This window comes from Sphingobium sp. TomTYG46 (assembly GCF_055396345.1).
In genome coordinates, this window is sequence record NZ_AP027324.1 from 2,479,356 (window position 1) to 2,499,690 (window position 20,335).

The 20,335-nt window shown below is 63.1% G+C and carries 20 protein-coding genes and 1 riboswitch; of the genes, 3 read left to right on the plus strand and 17 right to left on the minus strand.

Annotated elements, in window-relative coordinates:
* Positions 1–72 precede the first annotated feature (72 nt).
* The 4 genes from ACZ5YV_RS12525 to ACZ5YV_RS12540 form a co-directional block, all read right to left on the minus strand.
* Positions 73–882, minus strand: a complete 810-nt coding sequence (locus ACZ5YV_RS12525; protein WP_464787898.1) for an undecaprenyl-diphosphate phosphatase — start codon at positions 880–882, stop codon at positions 73–75.
* 175 nt (positions 883–1,057) lie between these two features.
* Positions 1,058–2,005 carry a complex I NDUFA9 subunit family protein gene (locus tag ACZ5YV_RS12530; RefSeq protein WP_464787899.1) on the minus strand — a complete coding sequence of 316 codons (948 nt, stop codon included), beginning with the start codon at positions 2,003–2,005 and terminating at the stop codon, positions 1,058–1,060.
* Positions 2,006–2,094: 89 nt separating this feature from the next.
* Positions 2,095–2,673, minus strand: coding sequence for a TMEM165/GDT1 family protein (locus tag ACZ5YV_RS12535; protein ID WP_464787900.1), 579 nt, complete (start codon positions 2,671–2,673; stop codon positions 2,095–2,097).
* Positions 2,674–2,773: 100 nt separating this feature from the next.
* Positions 2,774–2,901: riboswitch (yybP-ykoY riboswitch) on the minus strand.
* Positions 2,902–2,954: 53 nt separating this feature from the next.
* Positions 2,955–4,385 (minus strand): pectate lyase, encoded by a 1,431-nt coding sequence (locus ACZ5YV_RS12540; RefSeq protein ID WP_464787901.1) that lies wholly within the window; start codon positions 4,383–4,385, stop codon positions 2,955–2,957.
* A 349-nt stretch (positions 4,386–4,734) separates the two neighbouring features.
* Between ACZ5YV_RS12540 and ACZ5YV_RS12545 the strand changes: the two genes are divergently transcribed.
* Both ACZ5YV_RS12545 and ACZ5YV_RS12550 read left to right on the plus strand, forming a co-directional pair.
* Positions 4,735–5,865, plus strand: a complete 1,131-nt coding sequence (locus ACZ5YV_RS12545) for a hypothetical protein (RefSeq protein ID WP_464787902.1) — start codon at positions 4,735–4,737, stop codon at positions 5,863–5,865.
* A 33-nt stretch (positions 5,866–5,898) separates the two neighbouring features.
* Positions 5,899–6,342 (plus strand): DMT family transporter, encoded by a 444-nt coding sequence (locus tag ACZ5YV_RS12550; protein ID WP_464787903.1) that lies wholly within the window; start codon positions 5,899–5,901, stop codon positions 6,340–6,342.
* A 27-nt stretch (positions 6,343–6,369) separates the two neighbouring features.
* Here the strand turns inward: ACZ5YV_RS12550 and ACZ5YV_RS12555 are convergent, their stop codons facing one another.
* The 11 genes from ACZ5YV_RS12555 to rpsM all read right to left on the minus strand — a co-directional run bounded on the left by ACZ5YV_RS12555 (position 6,370) and on the right by rpsM (position 17,941).
* On the minus strand, positions 6,370–7,074 hold the full coding sequence (locus ACZ5YV_RS12555; protein WP_464787904.1) for an HAD family hydrolase: 705 nt from the start codon (positions 7,072–7,074) through the stop codon (positions 6,370–6,372).
* Between the two features lie 11 nt (positions 7,075–7,085).
* A complete protein-coding gene (locus ACZ5YV_RS12560; protein ID WP_464787905.1) occupies positions 7,086–8,075 on the minus strand; it encodes a UbiA family prenyltransferase in 990 nt (329 codons plus the stop codon).
* Between the two features lie 469 nt (positions 8,076–8,544).
* The gene (locus ACZ5YV_RS12565; protein WP_464787906.1) at positions 8,545–9,978 is read right to left on the minus strand and encodes a DNA recombination protein RmuC; all 1,434 of its coding nucleotides are present in this window, start codon (positions 9,976–9,978) and stop codon (positions 8,545–8,547) included.
* 71 nt (positions 9,979–10,049) lie between these two features.
* Complete coding sequence (locus ACZ5YV_RS12570; protein WP_464787907.1) at positions 10,050–11,222, minus strand: aminotransferase; 1,173 nt, start codon at positions 11,220–11,222, stop codon at positions 10,050–10,052.
* Between the two features lie 326 nt (positions 11,223–11,548).
* Positions 11,549–13,108, minus strand: coding sequence for a glutamine-hydrolyzing GMP synthase (gene guaA, locus ACZ5YV_RS12575; RefSeq protein WP_464787908.1), 1,560 nt, complete (start codon positions 13,106–13,108; stop codon positions 11,549–11,551).
* Positions 13,109–13,150: 42 nt separating this feature from the next.
* Positions 13,151–14,404: a TCR/Tet family MFS transporter gene (locus tag ACZ5YV_RS12580; RefSeq protein ID WP_464787909.1), complete on the minus strand. Its 1,254-nt coding sequence runs from the start codon at positions 14,402–14,404 to the stop codon at positions 13,151–13,153.
* Between the two features lie 175 nt (positions 14,405–14,579).
* Positions 14,580–15,146, minus strand: a complete 567-nt coding sequence (locus tag ACZ5YV_RS12585) for a hypothetical protein (RefSeq protein ID WP_464787910.1) — start codon at positions 15,144–15,146, stop codon at positions 14,580–14,582.
* Between the two features lie 184 nt (positions 15,147–15,330).
* Positions 15,331–15,756, minus strand: a complete 426-nt coding sequence (rplQ, locus tag ACZ5YV_RS12590) for a 50S ribosomal protein L17 (RefSeq protein ID WP_464787911.1) — start codon at positions 15,754–15,756, stop codon at positions 15,331–15,333.
* A gap of 172 nt (positions 15,757–15,928) precedes the next feature.
* Positions 15,929–16,990, minus strand: coding sequence for a DNA-directed RNA polymerase subunit alpha (locus tag ACZ5YV_RS12595; RefSeq protein WP_464787912.1), 1,062 nt, complete (start codon positions 16,988–16,990; stop codon positions 15,929–15,931).
* Between the two features lie 118 nt (positions 16,991–17,108).
* The gene (gene rpsK / locus ACZ5YV_RS12600; RefSeq protein WP_004208752.1) at positions 17,109–17,498 is read right to left on the minus strand and encodes a 30S ribosomal protein S11; all 390 of its coding nucleotides are present in this window, start codon (positions 17,496–17,498) and stop codon (positions 17,109–17,111) included.
* 74 nt (positions 17,499–17,572) lie between these two features.
* A complete protein-coding gene (rpsM, locus tag ACZ5YV_RS12605) occupies positions 17,573–17,941 on the minus strand; it encodes a 30S ribosomal protein S13 (protein WP_007707977.1) in 369 nt (122 codons plus the stop codon).
* Positions 17,942–18,309: 368 nt separating this feature from the next.
* Here rpsM and ACZ5YV_RS12610 point away from each other — a divergent pair, with 368 nt between their 5' ends.
* Positions 18,310–18,834, plus strand: coding sequence for a hypothetical protein (locus tag ACZ5YV_RS12610; RefSeq protein WP_464787913.1), 525 nt, complete (start codon positions 18,310–18,312; stop codon positions 18,832–18,834).
* A gap of 581 nt (positions 18,835–19,415) precedes the next feature.
* Here ACZ5YV_RS12610 and ACZ5YV_RS12615 read toward each other — a convergent pair.
* Entirely contained in the window at positions 19,416–19,697 is a 282-nt protein-coding gene (locus tag ACZ5YV_RS12615) for a 3TM-type holin (protein ID WP_464787914.1), read from the minus strand.
* A complete protein-coding gene (locus ACZ5YV_RS12620; protein WP_464787915.1) occupies positions 19,690–20,229 on the minus strand; it encodes a glycoside hydrolase family 108 protein in 540 nt (179 codons plus the stop codon). The genes ACZ5YV_RS12615 and ACZ5YV_RS12620 overlap by 8 nt, the downstream gene beginning before the upstream one ends.
* Positions 20,230–20,335 lie beyond the last annotated feature (106 nt).

Sequence of the window (20,335 nt, forward strand, 5' to 3'; positions counted from 1 at the left end):
TAAACTGAGACTATTTCCAACACGCTTGATCGAACACGTGATCAGCAAGGCTAATCTAGGACCGATATGGACCTACCTTAGCCACAGCCATATGAGCGCGCCCGTCCCGGCGATGATCCGATACCAGGCAAAGGGGACAAAACCCTGCCGCGAAACCAGGCCCACAAACCAACGAATTACCAGCAGCGCGACGATGAACGACACGACAAAGCCCAGGGCGATGCTGCCCCAACCGACCGTGGCTGACGTAATGCCGCTACCCTTTTTCAGCAGTTCCAGCGTCGAGGCACCCAGCATCGTCGGGATAGCCAGAAAGAAGCTGAACTCCGCCGCCGTCCGCCGCTCGACCCCCAGCGCCAGCGCGCCCATGATCGTCGCGCCCGACCGGCTGACCCCCGGGATCATGGAGATGCACTGGATGAACCCGATGCCGATCACCCGCGCCAACGGGATGTCGGCAATGCCATGAAAGCGGTTCTCCTTCGCCATCCGTTCGATCGCGAGGATGGCGATGCCCCCGATAATCAGCGCCCAGGCGACCACCTGCGGCGCGCCCAGCAGCACCTCGATATAATCATGCATCGCCAGCCCGATGACGACGGACGGGAGGAAAGCGACCAGCAGGTTGCGCAGAAAGCGCCAGCTCATCGGTTCCTTGCGCAGCAGCCCCATCGCCACCGCCCAGAATGTCCGCCAGTACAGCACGACCACCGCCAGGATCGCGCCCAGCTGGATGATGACGTTGAACATCGCCCAGGTCGCCGCGTCATAACCCAGCAACTCGCTCGCCAATATCAGATGCCCGGTGGAGGACACGGGCAGGAACTCGGTCAGCCCCTCGACGATGCCAAGCAGGATGACCGTCAGATAATGGAGGTCCATGGGCGACTCTGGTCCTTGAACTGGAAGGGGAAATCCGCGCGGAATACGGCGGAGGAAAGATCGCGCTTATTGTGCAGATGCGGGACGCGCGCGCAATGCACGGCGACGCTCATCGCCGCGCCATCCCGTCATTCCATCGACAGTTGGACAGGCGGCGATGGCTCGCGCCCTCGGGTCAGGCCTTGACGCGTCCGGCGAAGCGGCCATGGCGGCGGTAGCGGATCAGCCAGCTGTCGGCGATCGCTTCCATCGGCGTGGGCGATACGCCCAGTTCAGCAAGCCCCGGCATGCCCGCCGACACGACATTGTCCTTCTGCAACATCGCATATTGATCCCGCGTGATCGGCGCGCCCGGCAGCCAGCCAAAGCTCGCGATGGTCGATGCGATCGGCGCAGGCACCGCGATCAGGCTGCGATTGCGGCCAATGGCCTTGGCGATCCAGCTGTTCAGCTCCATCATGCTGAGCTGCCTCGGCCCGCCCAGTTCGAATGTCTTGCCGCCATGAAGGCCGGGGTCCGCCGCCGCATTGACGATCGCCTGCGCGACGTCGGCGACATAGACGGGCTGGAATTTCGTATCGGCGCCGATGACCGGAACCACCGGCAGGCGGCTGATCAGGTCGGCGAAACGGTTGAGGAATTGATCTTCCGGCCCGAAGATGATTGACGGACGGATGATGGTCGCGGCAGGGAAAGCTGCCCGAACCGCCGCCTCGCCCGCTGCCTTGGACCGACCGTAGGCGGAAGGGCTCTCCGCATCGGCGCCGATGGCCGACACATGGACCAGCGCCTTGACCCCGGCTTCCGCCGCAGCCTGCGCCACATTGGCCGCGCCGTCATGATGCGATCCTTCCAGGTCGCCGCTCAGCACGCCCACCAGATTGATGACGATATCGCTGCCCGCAATCGCCCGCGCGACGCTCTGTGCATTCCGGATATCGGCCGCGACAAGTTGCTTCTGCCCCAGCGCACCCAAAGGCTGGATGCGAAAGGCGCTCGCCAGATCGCGCTGGGCTATGCGCACCCGCGCGCCGCGTTCCATCAGGGCCTGGGCGACCTGTCGGCCAAGGAAGCCGCCGCCGCCGAACACCGTAACCAGATTGTCCTTCATCACGCGTTCCATGCCTGTCCTGCTTGGGGAAAATGACTTAGCTCCCCTTGCAACAGCCGCCGCCCGCTGACAACAGCCGGGCGGCAGCCCCTGTTCCTTTTTTAACCGATCCAGCCCTGCAAGTCCGCTATCATCCACAGCCCAAGGCCCAGGAACAGCAGCGCCGCGCCGATCTGCAACGCGCGCATCGGCACTTTCTTAGCCAGCGCCTCGCCAAACAGCACCGCGGGCACATTGGCGATCATCATGCCCAGCGTCGTGCCCGCCGTCACCGCCAGCACATTGTCGAACTGCGCGCCCAGCGCCACCGTCGCGACCTGCGTCTTGTCGCCCATCTCCACTAGGAAGAAGGCAATCAGCGTCGTCACGAACACCCCTGCCTTCGACGGCGCCTTCAGTGGCTCATTCTCATCGAACGTGTCGGGGATCAGCGTCCATCCCGCCATCGCGATGAAGCTGGCCGCCACGGCATAGCGGAACCAGGGCTGCGTCAGCACGCCCGCGATCGAATGACCGACCAGCGCCGCCAGGAAATGATTGGCCATGGTGGCGAAAAGGATGCCGAAAATAATCGGCACCGGCTTTCGAAAGCGGGTAGCGAGCAGCATGGCCAGCAACTGCGTCTTGTCGCCCATCTCGGCGAGCGCGACCAATGCGGTAGAGGTGAAGAGAGCGTCCATCGATACCATATCCGGGGCCGGGCGAAGGGTTGAAGACGCAATGCCACCGCCTCTTCTCGCCCGGCCGGACAGAGAAGAGCCGATGCCATTGGTCTCGCCCGATACGGCCGCTCAAGGCACTCGCCTTGGCTTCCCATATCCCGCATGCCACGGCCTCTCGGCCAAATATGTTGACATACGGCCCGTTCGACCAAGCGAACGGCTGGCTACTCCCCAGATGACCGCTCGTCTTTAGGAGGGATTGGTGGTGTATGCAATGGAGCGAAGGGCAGGGGAGGGCTTCACATCATCGCCGCTCTCAAAAGGCCCCCCAGCCCAGCGAGCGCGGCGACGGTCAGAGCGGCCGCCCACGCCGTGACAGTCCGGGGTTTGTCCTGATCTTCCTGCGTTTCCGCGAGGCTGGAGCCCGCCAGCAGCTGGCGATGCGCATAATCCAGAAATTCATCGAGATTGCTCCACCCGTCGCGATCCGCATCTTCCCAGGCGTCGTTTCTGGTCGCGTCGGTGCCGTTCGCCTTCTCCCATTGGTCGGACATGCCGTCTCCGTCGGAATCCGCATAAGGCGTTCCGTCGGCTATCTCGGGAAGGATGCCGGGCTCACGGCGGATCTTGCCGGTTCCCTGCTTCACTTCCTTCACGATCCGTGCGTCCACCGTATCGCGGGGAAAGGCGCCGGCCGTTGTCAGCGCACGATCATAGGCCTGCCTGGCATCGATGACCGGGGCGCCGATGGAACAGGAAGGTGTCTGCACCATCGCCTCGCGGACATAGGGCGGCGGCTCCCGGTCGATCATCCCCTCAATGTGGTTACCGGCCTCATATATACGCGCGCGGCCGGTCGAATTCACCGACTGGCGAGCGATGATATATCGCCCGGGCACCATATTGGGTCCGGCCTTGAAATAGTTTCCCACGATATTGACCGGGCTTCCGCCATGCTGTTCCCAAACTTCGACGAAATCGGAACGCGCATTGTAGATCAGGTTGTTGACGACATCGACGCAGGAGCCGGGGAAGAAGTTGACGTCGGGATTCCTGTCGCCGTTATGGGCGCAGATATTGCCGAGGAACGTCAATTTCTGACTGCCTGTGGCATCGCTGCTCAAAAGCGCGCATTTGTCATGCCTGCGCAGACCTTCGGCAAGGATGGAATTGGATATCGTTATATTGTTATTCTGCCCCTGACCGCCGACGGTTTCATCCTCCGACCATGACACGCTGACATGGTCGATGATGACGTTGCTGCTTTTTTCGAAGATAATCCCGCTGTCGGAAGCGCGCGTGTCTCCCCGGTTGTCCAGCCGCACCCTTATGTGGCGAATTATGACATCATGCGTGTTTTTGGCGACAAGGGGCGTCAGGCCGTAACGCCCGCCCGCATGCGTGATCAATATCCCGCCGCCGGGCGCCGTCTGTCCCGCGATGGTGATATAGGGATTGCGGATCACCGGACGCTCGGTCGTCCAGCGGATGACGCCGCCGACCCGGAAAACGCATGTGCGCGGCCCCCGCGCGTCGATACAGGCGCGCAGGGTTCCCGGCCCGCTGTCGGCCAGGCTCGTCACCGCTATGATCGCGCCGCCGCGTCCGCCCTGGGTGAACCGACCATAGCCAACCGCTCCGGGAAAGGCCTCCAGGGTCCTGGCCTCGGCGGCAACGGGCATGATCGCCAGCAATAAGGCGACCGCTTTCGGCAGGCCCCAGACGCGCATCGACGGCTCCCCGCCCGCGGGCAAGGAATGCCGCCCTATGTGCCCGGCGGGGACTATTTCCCCGGCCATGCCTGTTTCTCGCGCCGATTTCATGCCCCGATGATCACCAAAGCGCCGCAAATCGAAACAACTATTCCGGACCTATCCGGGGAGTAAAAGCGATCCCCCCAAGGAGTGGCCCTTGTCCGAAATCGCAAGTGTGGACCCTGTGGGGCTCCTGTAGAAAATCGGGATGGATCAAAGCCATGGGAAAGTTTCGTGACCGTCCGCCATGCTCTGCGCGCCATCACGATCAACCTGTCCCGGCCGATGATGTCCACGGCGGCGCTGAACTGAGGGAAGGTGGGGGATGGCCTTGGAAATGCACTCGAAGGAACTGCGCGGCGGAACCTACCTCGCGCCGATCTTCATGGCCACCATGCTCGTGGCGCTCGTCCTGCCGATGTTCTTCGAAGTCTACCGAACCGTCTATTATGGCACCATGTCCTATGATGACTATTCGCGCTATCTGCTGTGGGTGCTGGGCGAACCGGGCGGAAAGATTCCACCCAGTCCGCACGTATATCGTATCGGTTCGGTAATCCTCGCCGCACCCTTCTATCAGCTGCCGGTCATCCTGTTTTCGGGGCAGGGCATTCATCACGCGCCCGTCGTGATGCAGCCGGAATATGTAAGGGCCTTGCAGGCGATGTGCGCGGCCAACGCCGCCTATGCGGCGATATCCGCCTGCCTTGTCGGCCTTTATCTCGCCTTCTGGCGCAATGTTTCGCTCGGCTGGGCCTTTTCCGCCACCCTCATCTTCCTCTTGCTGACGCGCTATCTCGGCATGGGCTCCGCCGACGGCGTGGCGACGCTGCCGCTCGTAATCGCGGCCATTGCGATGATAGAGCGCAGGATCGCCATCTTCGCCGCCGCCGTCATTCTCGGGACCATAGTCAATGAGAAAGTGGCGCTGATCGCCTTCTTTGGCGCGAGCCTCCGCATGCTGTTCGTGGTGGACCATCGCCGGACCTATTTCGTCATGGCATGCGTCGCCGCCGTCGCGCTGGCAGCCTATGCGGCGACGGTCCTCACCCTCGCCATGCCCGGCCTCGATAATCAACGGGACCCCGGCACCTATGTTTCGGGGATGATCGGTTCGATCCGCCATCTTTTCGGCCTGAAGGGTGCCTATCAAAATCTGTGGCCAGTGATCGTCGTGATCATCCTGTGGTGGACCGCGATTAGGCAGAGCCGCGACCCCATGGTCTATCTTTGCGACATCGGCGGCGTCATCGCCTTGTTCCTGTTCGCGCTGGCGCTGGACGTCCAATATAATGTCGGCCGGATAGTGATGTTCTCCATGCCGTTGTTTCTGCTGGGCGCTGTGGAGAGCATGGCGCGGTCGCGACTGGGCGCGGCATCGGATACCTCGAACCGTCCGGTGCGTGGTGCGGCAAAATCCTCAGCCCCGATCGCGGCATTTCCCGAACATTCGTAAGGCATCAGCAGCGGCGAAAAGGAAAGGCGATTTATGGCAAAGGCAATGCTCCTCGGACTGGTTCTGGCTAGCGTCTTCCTGTCTGCGGCAGCGCAGTTGATCTTGAAGCTCGGCATGTCGAGCGCGGCGGTGCAAAGCGCTCTGGCCCAGCCGGACCAATCGCTGTTCCGCACGGCGATGGTGATCGCGACCTCGCGTCTGGTCATCCTCGGGCTCAGCTGCTTTGTACTAAGCGCGCTCATATGGTTGCTGGTTCTGGCGCGCGTCGATCTCTCCACCGCCTACCCCTTCATCGGGCTGGGCCTCGTCATCACGGTGGCGTCGAGCTATTTCATCCTGGGCGAGCCGATATCGACCACCAAGCTTGTCGGCGTTGCGTCCATTGTCTTCGGCGTGGTGCTGATGGGCCTTTCCGTCTCCCCGACGGACAAGCCGGAACAGCTTTCCGGAACACTCGAACAGGCGCCCCGTCTCTGATTCCCGGTGCCCGTGAGGGGCCGATCATCACGCCATTTTCATGAGCAGCGGCTGGAACAGCGCGTCGCCGAACGAACGGAAGCGTTCGACCTCGCCTGATGCGCCCCGCGACAGGATCAGCGCGCGCATGTTCAACCGCGCCGCCACGGCCCAATCCCGCTCCACCCGATCGCCGATCAGCACCGCACGATCGGGCGTGACACCCGACAAGCGCAACAGCTTCTCAAGACCTGCCGGGTCGGGCTTGGGACGGCCGACGTCGGGGTCAGTGGCCGCGACGATATAGTCGGCGGTCAGGTCCAGCGCCGCGAGTTTCGCAACCGCCGGATAATCCGAAAAGATCGCGATCCGCTTGCCTTCGCGCGCTATCGCCTTGAACAGTTGCTGGATCCCCGGACGGCGGCAGGCGGCAAGCATGGACAGCGGCCGCTCTTCCATCCATTCGGCGACCAGCCTGCGCACCTCATCGGGGGTGCATCCGCGCTCGAGCGCCGGAATGCTGTACTGATCGGCCAGGAAATCCTGCGCCGGACCTTCGGCCAGCGCCTCCCGGCAACGGCGAAAGGAACGCAGCGTCAGCAGCGTGTCCAGACTTCGCCGCGCGACGGCGTCCCGCAGCAGTGCCGCCAGCATCCGCGCCCGAAGCCACTTTTGATCGTAGAGCGTCCCATCCATGTCGAAGATGACGAGGTCGATCGCGCTCCAATCGATCGGGATGGACTGCGCCGCCATGCCGCGCCCGATCAGCCAACCTTGATGAGATAGGGCTGCGAAAGCGAGCTCAGCCACGGCAGGTCGACAAAGGTGGCGACCACCACCGCAAGCACGGCAAGGCCGGTCGCAGCCAGCAGGCGGCGCGAACGGAACAGCCGTTCCGGCCGCTGCGCCACCGATCCCTGCCGCAATGCCAGCCACATATAGATGGCGAACAACCCCCCGATGAAGGGAAAGGCGATGATATATTCAAGGCGATATTTGATCAGGAACACCGCGATGAAAAAGGCCGACAGCATCGCGTAGAGGAAGCAGGATACGGTGAGGTTCTCACTCGAATAGCTGCGGAACGACTTGCGATAGCGGTGCAGCATCTCGACGCCCTGATCCGCGACGACGTCGCGATATTCGCTCAGCCGCTTGGCGCCCATCAGGAACGCGCCGCCTGCCCAATAGGCGATGAAAAGGCTGGCCGGGGGCAGGGCGGTCGGGTCCACCATGGCCCAGCCGAGCAACAGGCGGATCGGATTGTTCACCGACTCGCTGATGACATCCAGATAGACCTTGTCCTTCGTCCGGATCGGCTCGACATTATAGGTGATGCCCGACAGCCCGAACGCCACCGAAGCAACGAAGAACAGCTGCCCCAACTGGTAGCCGAGCAACAGCCCGAGCAGCAGCAAGGCGAGATATTCAGCATAGACCAGCGTCGGCGAAAGTGCCTGATGAACCGCCGTGCGCTGCGACTTGACCGGATGAAAGGCGTCAAAGTCCCGATCCAGCCATTCGTTGATCACATAATTGGCCGACGCGATCAGGATGGCGCTTGCAAACCCCAATAGCAGCCGATCGACCGATAGATGCGCCGCGCCATGGTGGACAGCATAGGCCAGCACGATGCCGGGGATGATAAAGACATGCTTCGTCATGTGGTCGAAGCGCGCGATCGAAAGATAATCGCGCAGCGACGCCTGGGATGTAATGGCGCCACGGGCGGCGGCGTCAGACTGGTTGATCATCACTTACTGCTCCTTCGGGGCATGCAGATAAGCTCATCCCGTTCGCGGCATTGGGCGGCGAAACGGGCGTTACTTGCTGTCCATTATCGTCCACGATGTTGCCGATATTATTGCCATAGGGACCTGGGTCAGGCCAGTGGCGCCCCCGGTTCAAAGGGGGCAGAAGCGCGACGCATTTGGATACGGATCAGAGGCATTCTGCCCCGAAAGAGCTTTGACCGACATGGCAATTCCGGGTGGCAGGATGGCCGACCCCTAGCTCCGCAAGTGGGCGATCACGGCGCAATCCGGATCTGCGGCGAGCCGTCAAGCGGGCGTTGACCGCAGGGCACATTCCTGTGGGCTTATCAATCCATCAGGAACGATAGCAAAGGCGCCTAATCGAGCTGGATAGCTTGCCACGCCGTCGTCAGCCGGTGGCGGCCATTTGTTCACGATAACCGGAACCGATAGCCCCGGCCGACAAGCCTCATTCCGCCGCGTCGGCTACGGCCTCGGGCAATGCCCGTACCGCCTCGGGCGAAGAAGGCTCACGCACCAGCGCCTCGACCGGCTCCAGAGCCTCCAGTTCGCGCCCGCCTGTCTCAATATTGAGGTCACGCAGCTTTCGCCCGGTCACCAGCACCCGCCCCTCGAAGCTGCCAACGAAGCTGTTATAATCGCTCACCGCTCCGGTCAGCCGATTGCCGAGCTTCTTGAGCGACCCCGCCGCAGCTGCCAGTCGCTCATATAATTCCTTGCCCAGCGCGCCGATCCGCTTGGCTTCGTCGGCCATCTTCTCCTGCCGCCACACCGCCGCCACGGTGCGCGCGATGGCGATGAGGTTGGTCGGCGTCGCCAGCAGCACCCGCTTGCCAAAGGCGTGATCCCAAAGCTGCGGATCATGCTCCAGCGCCGCCGACAGGAAATGCTCGCCGGGCACGAACATGATGACATAGTCCGGCGCTTCGTCGAACTGGTCGGCATAGCTTTTCCGCCCCAGCGTCTCGACATGTGCGCGCATCGCGGCGGCATGGGCGGACAGCAGCCGCTTGCGCTCCTCCTCGCCATCCGCGCCATAGGCATCCTGATAGGCGTTCAAAGACACCTTCGCGTCGATCACCAGAGCGCGGCCGCCCGGAATCCGCACGATCGCGTCTGGCCGCAACCGCCCATCCTCACCCTCGACGCTCACCTCGGTGCGGAAATCGACATGTTCGGACAGCCCGCACGTCTCCAGCACATTGCGCAACTGCTGTTCGCCCCAACGGCCGCGCGCCTTGGGCGCATGGCGCAGCGAATCGACCAGCCGCTGCGCTTCCGCGCGCACGGCTTCCTGCCCCGACTTCATCGATTCGATCTCGCCGCGCAATATGCCGTAAGCTTCGGTGCGCTGCTGCTCGATCTGGCTGATCTTCTGGTCGTAACGCTGGATCGTCTCATTGACCGGATGCAGCAATTGCTTGAGCTGCGCCTCGCTCTTCTCATGCGCCTGCGCGAGCCGCTGGTCTGCGCGCTCCAGGAAATGGCTCTGCGCCTGATGCAGCAGCTTGCCGCCAATCTCACTGAACTGCGCCGACAACTGCTCCTTCGCATCCTTCAGCGCGACGATCTGCGCCTCGAAAGCCTCGGCCCGTGCCTGCGTGTCGGATTGCAACGCCGCCAGTTCCCGCTCGGCAAGGCCCCGCGCCGCCCGCTCATCCTCCAGTCGCTGCGCCAGCACGCCCGCCTGCGCCGCCCGCTCCTGCGCCACGACAAGTTCCTGCAAGGCGCCATTGCGCTGCGCTTCCGCCTGGGCCAGCTTCGCAACAAGCTCGGCCTTTTCCGCCACCAGCGGTGCCACCGCCTTGCCACGCAACAGCCAGCCCAACGCCAACCCTGCGATCAGGGCGGCCAGACTGAGGATGATGGCAAGACTGTCCATTAATGATCCCCCGGTGGAACGAAAGGTGAACTTAGCGATCGCCGCGTGGCGCCGCAAGCGCTAGTTGCGCCTCACCCGAGCATAAGGCGAAAACGGCCAAGCCGCGCGACCGCCTCATCGATCACCGCATCGCTCTTGGAAAAGCAAAGCCGCACCAGATGCGTGACCGCCGCATCGGGATAAAATGCCGATATCGGAATGGCCGCCACGCCCGCTTCCTCGATGATCCGCTCGCAAAAGCCGACATCGTCCAGCCCAATTCCGGAAGCAGCCAGATCGACCGTCACGAACCAGGTGCCCGCACTCGCCTGCACATCATAGCCGACCAGCCGCAATCCCTCGACCAGCCGATCGCGCGACGCCTGATAACCCGCCCGCATGTTCGTAAACCACGCTTCCGGCTTGGCCAGCGCCTCTGCCACCGCCCGTTGCAGATTGGGCGGGCTGGTAAAGGTCAGAAACTGATGCGCTCGCCCCAACAGCCTCGCCACCGGCGCCGCCGCGCACATCCAGCCGATCTTCCAGCCGGTGACCGAAAAGATCTTGCCCGCCGATCCGATCTTCACCGTGCGTTCGGCCATGCCGGGAAACCGCATCAACGGCTGATGGAGGCGGCCGTCGAACGTCACATGCTCCCACACCTCGTCGCAAATGGCGATCAGGTCATGCTCCACGCAAAAGGCCGCCAGCATGGCCAACGCCGCCTCGTCCATCACACTGCCGCTGGGATTGAGCGGGTTGTTGAGGATGAGCAGGCGCGTGCGTGGACCCACCGCCGCCTCCAGCGCCTCCCGCGTCACCCGCCAGTCAGGCGGCGTCAGCCTGATCACCCGCGCCACCCCGCCCGCGCGCTCCACCAAAGGCAGGTAGGCGTCGTAAAGCGGCGCCAGCAACAGCACCTCGTCCCCCGGCTGCACCAGCGCGAACAGGCTGGCGGCAATCGCCTCGGTCGCGCCGGATGTCACGATCACCTCGTCGGCTTCCAGCGCCAGCCCCTGATGCCGCCCATAATGTGCGGCCACCGCCGCCCGCAATTCGGGCAGGCCGCCACTCGGCGGATATTGGTTGGATCGGGTCATCAGCGCGTCGGCGGCGGCGCGCAAAATATCCTCCGGCCCCTGCGCGTCGGGAAAGCCCTGGCCGAGGTTGATCGCACCCGTTTCCCGCGCGCGCGCTGACATTTTCTCGAAGATCGTGGCGGGCATGTCCCGATAGACGGGATGGCCAAGAGGCACGCTGGTCATGGCGCGAGACTATCGCGCGCAACTGTCGGAGTATAGCGCCAGCAAAGGCCTTAGCGGACGCTGGCGTTCGCAGGCGTGCCACCACTCCCTCTCCCCTTCAGGGGTCGATGAGAGGCGCGTGACTCTCATCGAGGCCGGGGAGAGGGGAGCAACGCTGCCCGTATACTCTCCCTCTCCCGCCATCGCTTCGCTCGGCACCTCGGCCAGAGTCACGTGCCTCTGGCAGACCCCTGAAGGGGAGAGGGGAAGTCCATCAATCACTCACGGCACCTTGCGGTGCCGAGTAAACCGGATGACCGTCCCCCCGGACGGTCATCTGATCCGGTTTATTCCCATTCGATCGTGCCCGGCGGCTTCGACGTGAAGTCATAGCATACCCGGTTGATGCCCTTGACCTCATTGATGATCCGCGTCGAAACGCGGCTGAGGAAGGCAGCATCGAACGGATAGATGTCCGCCGTCATGCCGTCGGTCGATGTCACCGCGCGCAGGGCGCAGACGCTGTCATAGGTGCGGTGGTCACCCATCACGCCCACAGTGCGCACCGGCAGCAGCACGGCAAAGGCCTGCCAGATCGCGTCATAAAGGCCCGCATTGCGGATTTCCTCCAGATAGACGGCATCGGCCTTGCGCAAAATGTCGCAACGTTCCTTGGTCACTTCGCCGGGAATACGGATGGCGAGGCCGGGGCCGGGGAAGGGGTGGCGGCCAACGAAGATCTCCGGCAGCCCCAGTTCGCGGCCCAGCGCCCGCACCTCATCCTTGAACAGTTCGCGCAAGGGTTCGACCAGCTTCATGTTCATGCGATCGGGCAGGCCGCCGACATTGTGATGGCTCTTGATCGTGACCGAAGGCCCGCCGGTGAAACTCACGGACTCAATCACGTCGGGATAGAGCGTCCCTTGCGCCAGGAAAGCCGCGCCGCCGATCTTCTTCGCCTCATCCTCGAACACGTCGATGAAGGTCTTGCCGATGAACTTGCGCTTGGCCTCGGGGTCGGTGACGCCCTCCAGCCCCTTCATGAACAGCGTTTCCGCGTTCACATGAACCAGCGGAATATTATAGCTGCCCCGGAACAGGCTCACCACCTGCTCCGCTTCGCCGCTGCGCATCAGGCCATGATCGACGAAGACGCAGGTCAGCTGGTCGCCGATCGCCTCATGGATCAGCACGGCGGCCACCGCGCTATCAACGCCGCCCGACAGGCCGCAGATCACCTTGCCATCGCCCACCTGCTCGCGAATCTCGGCGATCTTGGTCGCGCGGAATTCCGCCATGGTCCAATCGCCCTTCAGGCCGCAGACATGGCGCGCGAAATTGGCGATCAGCTTGCCGCCATCGGGCGTATGCACGACTTCCGGGTGGAATTGGGTGGCGTAGAAGCGCTTTTCCTCATTCGCCGTCATGGCAAAGGGCGCGCCCTCGCTCACCGCCACGACTTCAAAGCCGGGCGCGAGCTGCGTCACCTTGTCGCCATGGCTCATCCACACCTGATGCCGCTCGCCTTCGGCCCACAGGCCGTCGAACAGGGCGCAGCGCTTCTTGATCTCGATGAAGGCGCGGCCAAACTCGCCACTTTCGCCGCCTTCGACATTGCCGCCCATCTGCTGCATCATCGTCTGCTGACCATAGCAGATGCCCAGGATCGGGATGCCCGCGTCGAAGAAGGATTGCGGTGCGCGCGGGCTGTCTTCCCACATCACCGACGAAGGGCCGCCCGAGAGGATGATGCCCTTGGGCTTCATCCGCTGAAACGCGGCATCGGCGCTGTTGAAGGGGGCGATTTCCGAATAGACGCCCGCCTCGCGCACGCGGCGCGCGATCAACTGCGTCACCTGGCTGCCGAAGTCCACGATAAGGATGGAATCCTGAAGGGGCAGCGTCATCGAATCGCCTTTATGAGCCGAGAGAAATGGGATGGGGCGCGGTTAGTGCGCTTGGCCTCGCTTGTCCAGCGAAGGGACGTCCTGCGCCCGCCCCGCCGCCCATCCCAGCAGCGCCGCGCCAGCCAGAACCGCTCCGGCGATCAGGAACGGGCTGCCGATGAAGGGCAACACCGGCCGCTCGCCGACCGACAAGCTATAGACAGTGCCAAAGAAAATGGGCGAGAGAACCCCGGCGATCGACCCAACGCTGTTGTTCGCGCCCTGCAACTGCCCTTGCTCAGACTCCGAAACGCGTTGCGTCATCAGCGACTGAATCGTGGGCATGGCAAGCCCCCACAGCGCATTGGGGAACACGGCCGCGATAAACAATGCTTCCGTGGACGCCAGGCCCATCGCCGCCAACCCCAGCGCGCCAAAGGAAAGTCCGATAATCATCGTCCGCCGGTCGCCCAGCCGCTTGGCCATTGGCCCGACGATCAGACCCTGCACGCTCATGTCCAGCACCCCGACCAGCGCGAACAATGTGCCGACCTGCCAAGGACCCCAGCCATAGCGGTCGCCCGCATAGAGCACGAACACCGCCGAAAACAGATGATGTGCGAAATGGAGCAGGAAGTTGACCGTGGCGAGGCTCGACAGCTCCGGATGCGACCGTAACAGCCTCAGCGCGCCGAATGGATTGGCCCGCTTCCATGAAAAGGCCATGCGCTTCTCAGGCGCCAGCGACTCAGGCAATATGACGAGGCCATAGAGGAAGGCGAGAGCGGAAAAACCCGCCGCCGCCCAGAAAGGAGCCCGCACCGAAATCTCGCCCAGCATGCCGCCCAGCAGCGGCCCGGCGACGAACCCGCCACTGAACGCTGCGCCGATCAGCCCATAGCCCCGCGCGCGTTTCTCCGGCGGCATGATGTCCGCCATATAGGCAAAGGTCGACGTGAAGCTGGAAGACGTAACCCCCGCCAATATCCGCCCCAGCGCCAGCCACCACAGATTGGGCGCGAGCGCCATCAGCAGGAAATCAAGCGCCAGCCCAGCGACGGAAATCAGGATCACCGGCCGCCGCCCGAAGCGGTCCGACAGCGATCCAATGATCGGCGAACACAGGAACTGCATCACCGCCCACAGCGCGACGAGCAGGCCGTTCCACAAGCCCGTGCCCGTGGTTGATCCGGTCAGCTCCTCGATCAGCTGCGGCACGACCGGGATGACGATCCCCATCGACATGACATCGAGCATCGCCGTCAGGAGGATGAACGCGATGGCGGCGCTACGGGGCGGGACGGGCGGCGGGGACATGATGGCTCCTCGCGCTACGACGGCGTTAAGCCTTCAAAAGCAGATGACATCATCTGCTCAGCGCATGCATTAGATCGGGGACGTTCCTGACGCGGCTCGGTTCAATCACGCCATGACGAAGCCCGACCCCTAGCGGCTTTACGGCCTGAAAAAAAGAGGTTCGCTCCCGCCCCGGTTATCGCGCCGCCGGGTTGCGGGGAAACTGGAGATTGGCGATCCGGCCATTCTGCACCGAGCAGGTGAAATGGAGTGTCCGGCTGTCCTCCGACCGCCAGCTGGAACGGGCATCGATGTCACCCTCGACCTGATAGTTTCCGCGCGTCTCCACCGGCTCCTGCACCTGCCGTACCTCGGCAAAACCGCCGTCCCGTTCTGCCTCGTCACGGGCCGCGACCGCGCATTCGGTGATCGCCTCCTCGCGTTCCCGGTCGATCCGCGCGTCTTCAGCCCGCTCGCCCGGACGGGCATAAGCCTGATTGCGCGGAGGGGAACCGGCCTGCTCGTCCACTCCGCCCGTCACATCGGAAAAATCATCGTCGGCCCGCTGCTGCGCCTGCGCCTGACTGCCCCGCTCCTCGCCGCCGGTCACATCGTCATCCGCATAAGGATCATCCTGCGCTTGCCGGTCGCTCGCGCTAGGATAGCCGTAATCCGGTTGCGTCTGTGCATGGACCATGCTGCCGGGCACCAGCGCCGCCACGCCCAGCATCGCTCCTGTCATCCAACCCGCCTTGCCGGTCATCCCATCACTCCTTGTCAGCTGCGGAACGTGTCTAGGCTTGACCGGCTGTCGCACGGCTGAACGTGGCTGGGGCATCGTCGAGGCGGAGGTGGGCAGCGCAAAAACAAAACAGGCCGCAGCTCTATCGAGCCGCAGCCTGTTTCGATTTATCCGGCTGCCCCTAAGGAGCGCGCCTTGCCCTTGATCAGGCCGCTTCCAGCTCGTCCGCGTCAGCGTTCTGGACCGGACCTGAATCCTTGCCCTTCGCATCAACGTCGCGGTCGACCAGCTCGATGATCGAGATCGGCGCAGCGTCCGAAGCGCGGATACCGGCCTTGATCACGCGAGTGTAACCACCGTTGCGGTCCTTGTAACGCTCGGCCAGAACTTCGAACAGCTTGGTCAGCTGCGTGTCGTCCTGCAGGCGCGAATGCGCCAGACGGCGGTTCGACAGGCCACCCTTCTTGGCGAGGGTGATCAGCTTTTCGACGTAGGGACGCAGTTCCTTCGCCTTGGGCGTGGTCGTCAGGATCTGCTCATGCTTGATGAGCGAAGCGGCGAGGTTGCGGAGCAGCGAGTTACGATGCCCGGTGCTGCGCTGCAGCTTACGATGACCAACCTTGTGACGCATGATATCTTCCTTCGTTCGTTAAGAGCCCGTGTGAGGTAGCTCAGACCAGGCACAGTCGAGGTCGTGCCCATTCACCTTGTAATCGTCATCCCACCGAATGCTGGGATCTCATGCCTCCAGGTCGCCCGTAGGGGCCTGAGGCCCCAGCCTGCGCTGGGGCGACGGGTCGGATTTAGCCCAGCAGCTCCTGTTCGAGCTTCTTGGCCATTTCCTCGATATTTTCCGGCGGCCAGCCGGGGATGTCCATGCCCAGACGCAGGCCCATGGACGACAGCACTTCCTTGATTTCGTTCAGCGACTTGCGGCCGAAATTGGGGGTGCGCAGCATCTCGGCTTCGGTCTTCTGGACCAGATCGCCGATATAGATGATGTTGTCGTTCTTGAGGCAGTTCGCGCTGCGAACCGACAGTTCCAGTTCGTCCACCTTCTTGAGCAGGTAGCGGTTGATCTGGTTCGTGTCGCTCTCGCCCTCGGCGGCAGCAGCCGCAGCGGTGCCAGCAGCCGGAGCGGCCACGGGCAGCGCGTCTTCGAAGTGAACGAACAGCTGCAACTGGTCCTGCAGGATGCGGGCGGCATAGGCCACCGCGTCTTCCGGCGTGACGGTGCCATCGGTTTCGATGGTCAGCGACAGCTTGTCATAGTCCAGTTCCTGGCCGACGCGGGTATTGTCGACCTTATAGGCGACCTGCCGCACGGGCGAGTAGAGCGCGTCGATCGGGATCAGGCCGATCGGCGCGTCGGCCGGACGGTTGGCGACGGCGGGGACATAGCCCTTGCCGATGTCAGCCGTCAGTTCCATGTTCAGCGTCGCACCCTGGTCCAGATGGCAGATCACCAGGTCGGGGTTCATCACTTCGATGTCGCCCACGGTGGTGATGTCACCGGCGCGCACTTCGCCCGGGCCAGTCGCGGACAGCTGCAGGCGGCGGGGACCGTCGCCTTCCATACGGAGCGCAACCTGCTTGATGTTGAGGACGATGTCCGTCACATCTTCACGCACGCCGGCCAGCGACGAGAATTCGTGGAGCACGTTCTCGATCTTGATCGAGGTGACCGCCGCGCCCTGGAGCGAGGACAGAAGAACCCGGCGCAGCGCGTTGCCAAGCGTCAGGCCGAAACCGCGCTCCAGCGGTTCGGCAACGAAAGTCGCCTTCCGCTTGCCGTCGCCCGCTGCCTTGATCTCAAGGCTGTTGGGCTTCTTCAATTCCTGCCAGTTCTTCATGTTGACAGTCATGTATTTCCCCTGGGGATAGGCCGGAACGTTTGAAATCCTGAACCCGACAGGACCGCTCGGCGATGTAGATGGGTTAGCGGGCGGCGCGTCCGCCGCCCGGAAAACTCAAGCGCAGCGGTTAGACGCGGCGGCGCTTGGAAGGACGTACGCCATTGTGCGGAATCGGCGTCACGTCGCGGATCGAGGTGATGTGGAAACCGACGGCCTGCAAAGCGCGCAGAGCCGATTCACGGCCCGAACCCGGACCCTTCACTTCGACTTCCAGGGTGCGCACGCCATGTTCGGCGGCCTTGCGGCCCGCGTCTTCGGCGCAAACCTGCGCGGCGTACGGGGTCGACTTGCGGCTGCCCTTGAAGCCCATCATGCCGGCCGAGGACCAGCTGATCGCATTGCCCTGGGCATCGGTGATGGTGACCATCGTGTTGTTGAAGCTGGCGTTGACGTGCGCGACGCCGGCCGAGATGTTCTTGCGCTCGCGCCGCTTAATGCGCTGGGGTTCGCGTGCCATGTTGCTCTATCCTACTGAAATCGTTGAAAGCGGAAGTCACCGGAGGGCCATGCCGAAAGGCTGGCCCTCAACGATTACTTCTTCTTGCCGGCAATCGGCTTAGCCTTGCCCTTGCGAGTGCGCGCATTGGTGTGCGTGCGCTGGCCACGAACCGGCAGGCCCTTGCGATGACGCAGGCCGCGATAGCAGGCCAGATCCATCAGGCGCTTGATGTTCATCGCGGTTTCACGACGCAGGTCACCTTCAACGGTGAGGTCGGCGTCAATGGCTTCGCGGATCTGCAGGACTTCGGCGTCCGACAGGTCCTGAACGCGGCGGCTGTGGTCGATGCCCAGCTTGTCGGCGAGGTCGACGGCGGTCTTGCGGCCGATGCCGTGGATGTAGGTGAGCGCGATGATCACGCGCTTGTTGGTCGGGATGTTAACACCCGCAATACGTGCCATGGTAATCTGTACTCCTGCTCCACGGGGCGGTTGGCGCCACCCCATCTCAAAGCGTCCGGGCCGAGCCCTAGAAGGACTTCGGCCGATTCGATAGCCCCCGAGACGCAAAAAAGACGGCCAGTGCCATGCACTGCCGCTCACCAGCGTGTCCGGGATGCGTCCGCCCCTAGCGATTCGGCGGGAAACTGTCAATCGGCGAGGGGTGTTTGGGACTGCGTTTTAGAGATGGCACATTCCTGCTCCCTCTCCCACAGGCGGGAGGGGCAGGGGGTGTGCCAGCGCAACGTCGATACGATATCGCAACCCGCCAGCCCAAAAAATCCTTTTCCAGTTGAACCCGGTCTGCCCCCTCGGGCATTGAGTGGCGCATGCGCATATTTCCCGCCTCCACCGTCCTCGCGTCCCTGCTCCTCCTTCCCGCCTGCGTCGGCGCGCCAGAAGTGCCCCCGTCGCCAGCTCCGCGCCCGGCGCCCGCGTCCTCGGCAAAGCCATCTCTGCCCGCTCCCGGGCCGGTCGAATGGCAATATCGTCCCGCGGCGCCCGGCAACTGGAGCTACCGCGCGGAAGGATCGGGATCCGTCGCGACCTTCGCCAGCCCCGCGTCCGCCACGCTGCTTTCCTTGCGATGCGATTCCGCCGCAGGACGGATCAGTCTTCTGCGCACCGGGGCAGGGCACGGAAACGTCACGCTCCGCACCAGCTATGGCGCGGTCAGTTGGCCCGGCACGCCGAACGGTTCGGGAACCCTCGCAGTCCGCGCCGCCAGCGACACAGTGCTGGATCAGATTGCCTACAGCCGTGGCCATTTCGCCGTGGAGGTGCAGGGGCTAGAAACCCTGATCCTGCCCGCCTGGGCAGAGGTTGGCCGGGTCATCGAGGACTGCCGCCGCTAAAGGGGCGGTTTCCGGCCACTTGCCGCATATCTTGTGGGGGGATCGCTTGAAAAGCACCAGATCGGCTTTTCAAGCGGACGCGCCATTATGATTCGAAAAAAGAATTTTACAAGTCTTGATCATGCTTCCCGTCTGATTCACAGTCCATGTCGTGGCCAGGTCAAAAACGGTTTTCCAGGGCGGGCTGCGCGGGCTTTAACAAGCGAAAGGAGGTGATCCGATGTCTCATGGTTCAGCAGTGAGGTCGGTCAAGTCCATTCGGGAAACGCGCCGCTGAGCGACGTCATAACGTCGGTTTTTGCAGACATTGAAGCAGCCTCTGCCGCGACAAGTCGCGAACGGGCTTCCTTTGTCTGGAAAGATAGCGCGATCAACGTTTCCGTTTGGCGGCACTTCCGGCCGCTGTGACCATGTCAATGATGGGCCGCTGGGACTTATCTACCCAGCGGCCCCTCTCATTTTTGTGGGTTTGAGCGCAAACCGATATGGGGCTGAAGTGCAACCCAGTTCCCTCTCTCCTTTAGGGGAGAGGGTTAGGGAGAGGGTATCGCGCAACGCCTGATCCGAAGCGCAATCCCCTCCTACCGCTCCGCCCCCTTCACCTTCCCCCAGGTCCGCGCCGCCGTATATCCAAGATATCCCGTGCCAAACAGCGCATAGAGCGGCTCCGGCAGCGCCGCGAAATAGTCCCGCATCGCCCGGACGATGGCCGCCGCGCCCTCCGGCCACATACCCCCGATCAGCCCCACCGGCACCGACCACAGCAGCAGGGCGTACATGACGTACAGAAAGGCTGGCCGCGCCCGCAGCGTCCAGCGATCGGCGCGCCTCAGATTGCCCGCAGCCGTCCTGTCTCTAACCAACACGGTTCGCCAACCAGCCGTAGAGGAACGCCTCATTGGCGGGCCTGCTTTCCGCCAGCGCCAGATAACGTTCCCCTTGCAGGGCCTCGATCGCCTTCAACAGCACCTTCTCCCCCGCTTTCCCGCGCAGCGCCATGAATGCGCTCAGCGCCGACAGGGTCTTGGCGCCGATCGTGCGATCGACCTTCAGGTCGGGATAGTCCTTCTGATTGCGATTAAGCGCGTTGAGCGCCCGTTGCAGGAATCCGGTGGCCGTGCCCGGCCCCATATTCACCGCGCTGTCGAACAATTCGGCGGCGATATCCGGCGTGGCCTCCGCGACAAAGGCATAGCCCGGCCGTTCCCAGTAAAGCCTGCGGTAGATCGTCACGGCCAGCGCTCGCGGCAATTTCCGCATGTCGCCCGCATAGCCATTGGCCCGTGCGACGGCCTGGGTGATTCCGAAATTCGTAGGCCCGCCCCGATCCGCCGGATGATGGCCATAGCCGCCTTCGCGCGCGATCACCTCGTCAATCAGTGCCGAAATATCCATGAACCCGCCTCCCTCGTCGAATGAGGCGGGGCATTTATCCCATTTGGTTAGCTGTAGGACAGCAATATTTCGCCTCTGGCGCAAAAATAGGAAAAATAGGATTTTA

What these genes read in the sequence shown, in the direction of transcription:
- ACZ5YV_RS12525 (WP_464787898.1), bottom strand. Translation starts at nt 882, where the DNA reads ATGGACCTCCATTATCTGACGGTCATCCTGCTTGGCATCGTCGAGGGG.
- ACZ5YV_RS12530 (WP_464787899.1), bottom strand. Translation starts at nt 2,005, where the DNA reads ATGGAACGCGTGATGAAGGACAATCTGGTTACGGTGTTCGGCGGCGGC.
- ACZ5YV_RS12535 (WP_464787900.1), bottom strand. Translation starts at nt 2,673, where the DNA reads ATGGACGCTCTCTTCACCTCTACCGCATTGGTCGCGCTCGCCGAGATG.
- ACZ5YV_RS12540 (WP_464787901.1), bottom strand. Translation starts at nt 4,385, where the DNA reads ATGCGCGTCTGGGGCCTGCCGAAAGCGGTCGCCTTATTGCTGGCGATC.
- ACZ5YV_RS12545 (WP_464787902.1), top strand. Translation starts at nt 4,735, where the DNA reads ATGGCCTTGGAAATGCACTCGAAGGAACTGCGCGGCGGAACCTACCTC.
- ACZ5YV_RS12550 (WP_464787903.1), top strand. Translation starts at nt 5,899, where the DNA reads ATGGCAAAGGCAATGCTCCTCGGACTGGTTCTGGCTAGCGTCTTCCTG.
- ACZ5YV_RS12555 (WP_464787904.1), bottom strand. Translation starts at nt 7,074, where the DNA reads ATGGCGGCGCAGTCCATCCCGATCGATTGGAGCGCGATCGACCTCGTC.
- ACZ5YV_RS12560 (WP_464787905.1), bottom strand. Translation starts at nt 8,075, where the DNA reads ATGATCAACCAGTCTGACGCCGCCGCCCGTGGCGCCATTACATCCCAG.
- ACZ5YV_RS12565 (WP_464787906.1), bottom strand. Translation starts at nt 9,978, where the DNA reads ATGGACAGTCTTGCCATCATCCTCAGTCTGGCCGCCCTGATCGCAGGG.
- ACZ5YV_RS12570 (WP_464787907.1), bottom strand. Translation starts at nt 11,222, where the DNA reads ATGACCAGCGTGCCTCTTGGCCATCCCGTCTATCGGGACATGCCCGCC.
- guaA (WP_464787908.1), bottom strand. Translation starts at nt 13,108, where the DNA reads ATGACGCTGCCCCTTCAGGATTCCATCCTTATCGTGGACTTCGGCAGC.
- ACZ5YV_RS12580 (WP_464787909.1), bottom strand. Translation starts at nt 14,404, where the DNA reads ATGTCCCCGCCGCCCGTCCCGCCCCGTAGCGCCGCCATCGCGTTCATC.
- ACZ5YV_RS12585 (WP_464787910.1), bottom strand. Translation starts at nt 15,146, where the DNA reads ATGACCGGCAAGGCGGGTTGGATGACAGGAGCGATGCTGGGCGTGGCG.
- rplQ (WP_464787911.1), bottom strand. Translation starts at nt 15,756, where the DNA reads ATGCGTCACAAGGTTGGTCATCGTAAGCTGCAGCGCAGCACCGGGCAT.
- ACZ5YV_RS12595 (WP_464787912.1), bottom strand. Translation starts at nt 16,990, where the DNA reads ATGACTGTCAACATGAAGAACTGGCAGGAATTGAAGAAGCCCAACAGC.
- rpsK (WP_004208752.1), bottom strand. Translation starts at nt 17,498, where the DNA reads ATGGCACGCGAACCCCAGCGCATTAAGCGGCGCGAGCGCAAGAACATC.
- rpsM (WP_007707977.1), bottom strand. Translation starts at nt 17,941, where the DNA reads ATGGCACGTATTGCGGGTGTTAACATCCCGACCAACAAGCGCGTGATC.
- ACZ5YV_RS12610 (WP_464787913.1), top strand. Translation starts at nt 18,310, where the DNA reads ATGCGCATATTTCCCGCCTCCACCGTCCTCGCGTCCCTGCTCCTCCTT.
- ACZ5YV_RS12620 (WP_464787915.1), bottom strand. Translation starts at nt 20,229, where the DNA reads ATGGATATTTCGGCACTGATTGACGAGGTGATCGCGCGCGAAGGCGGC.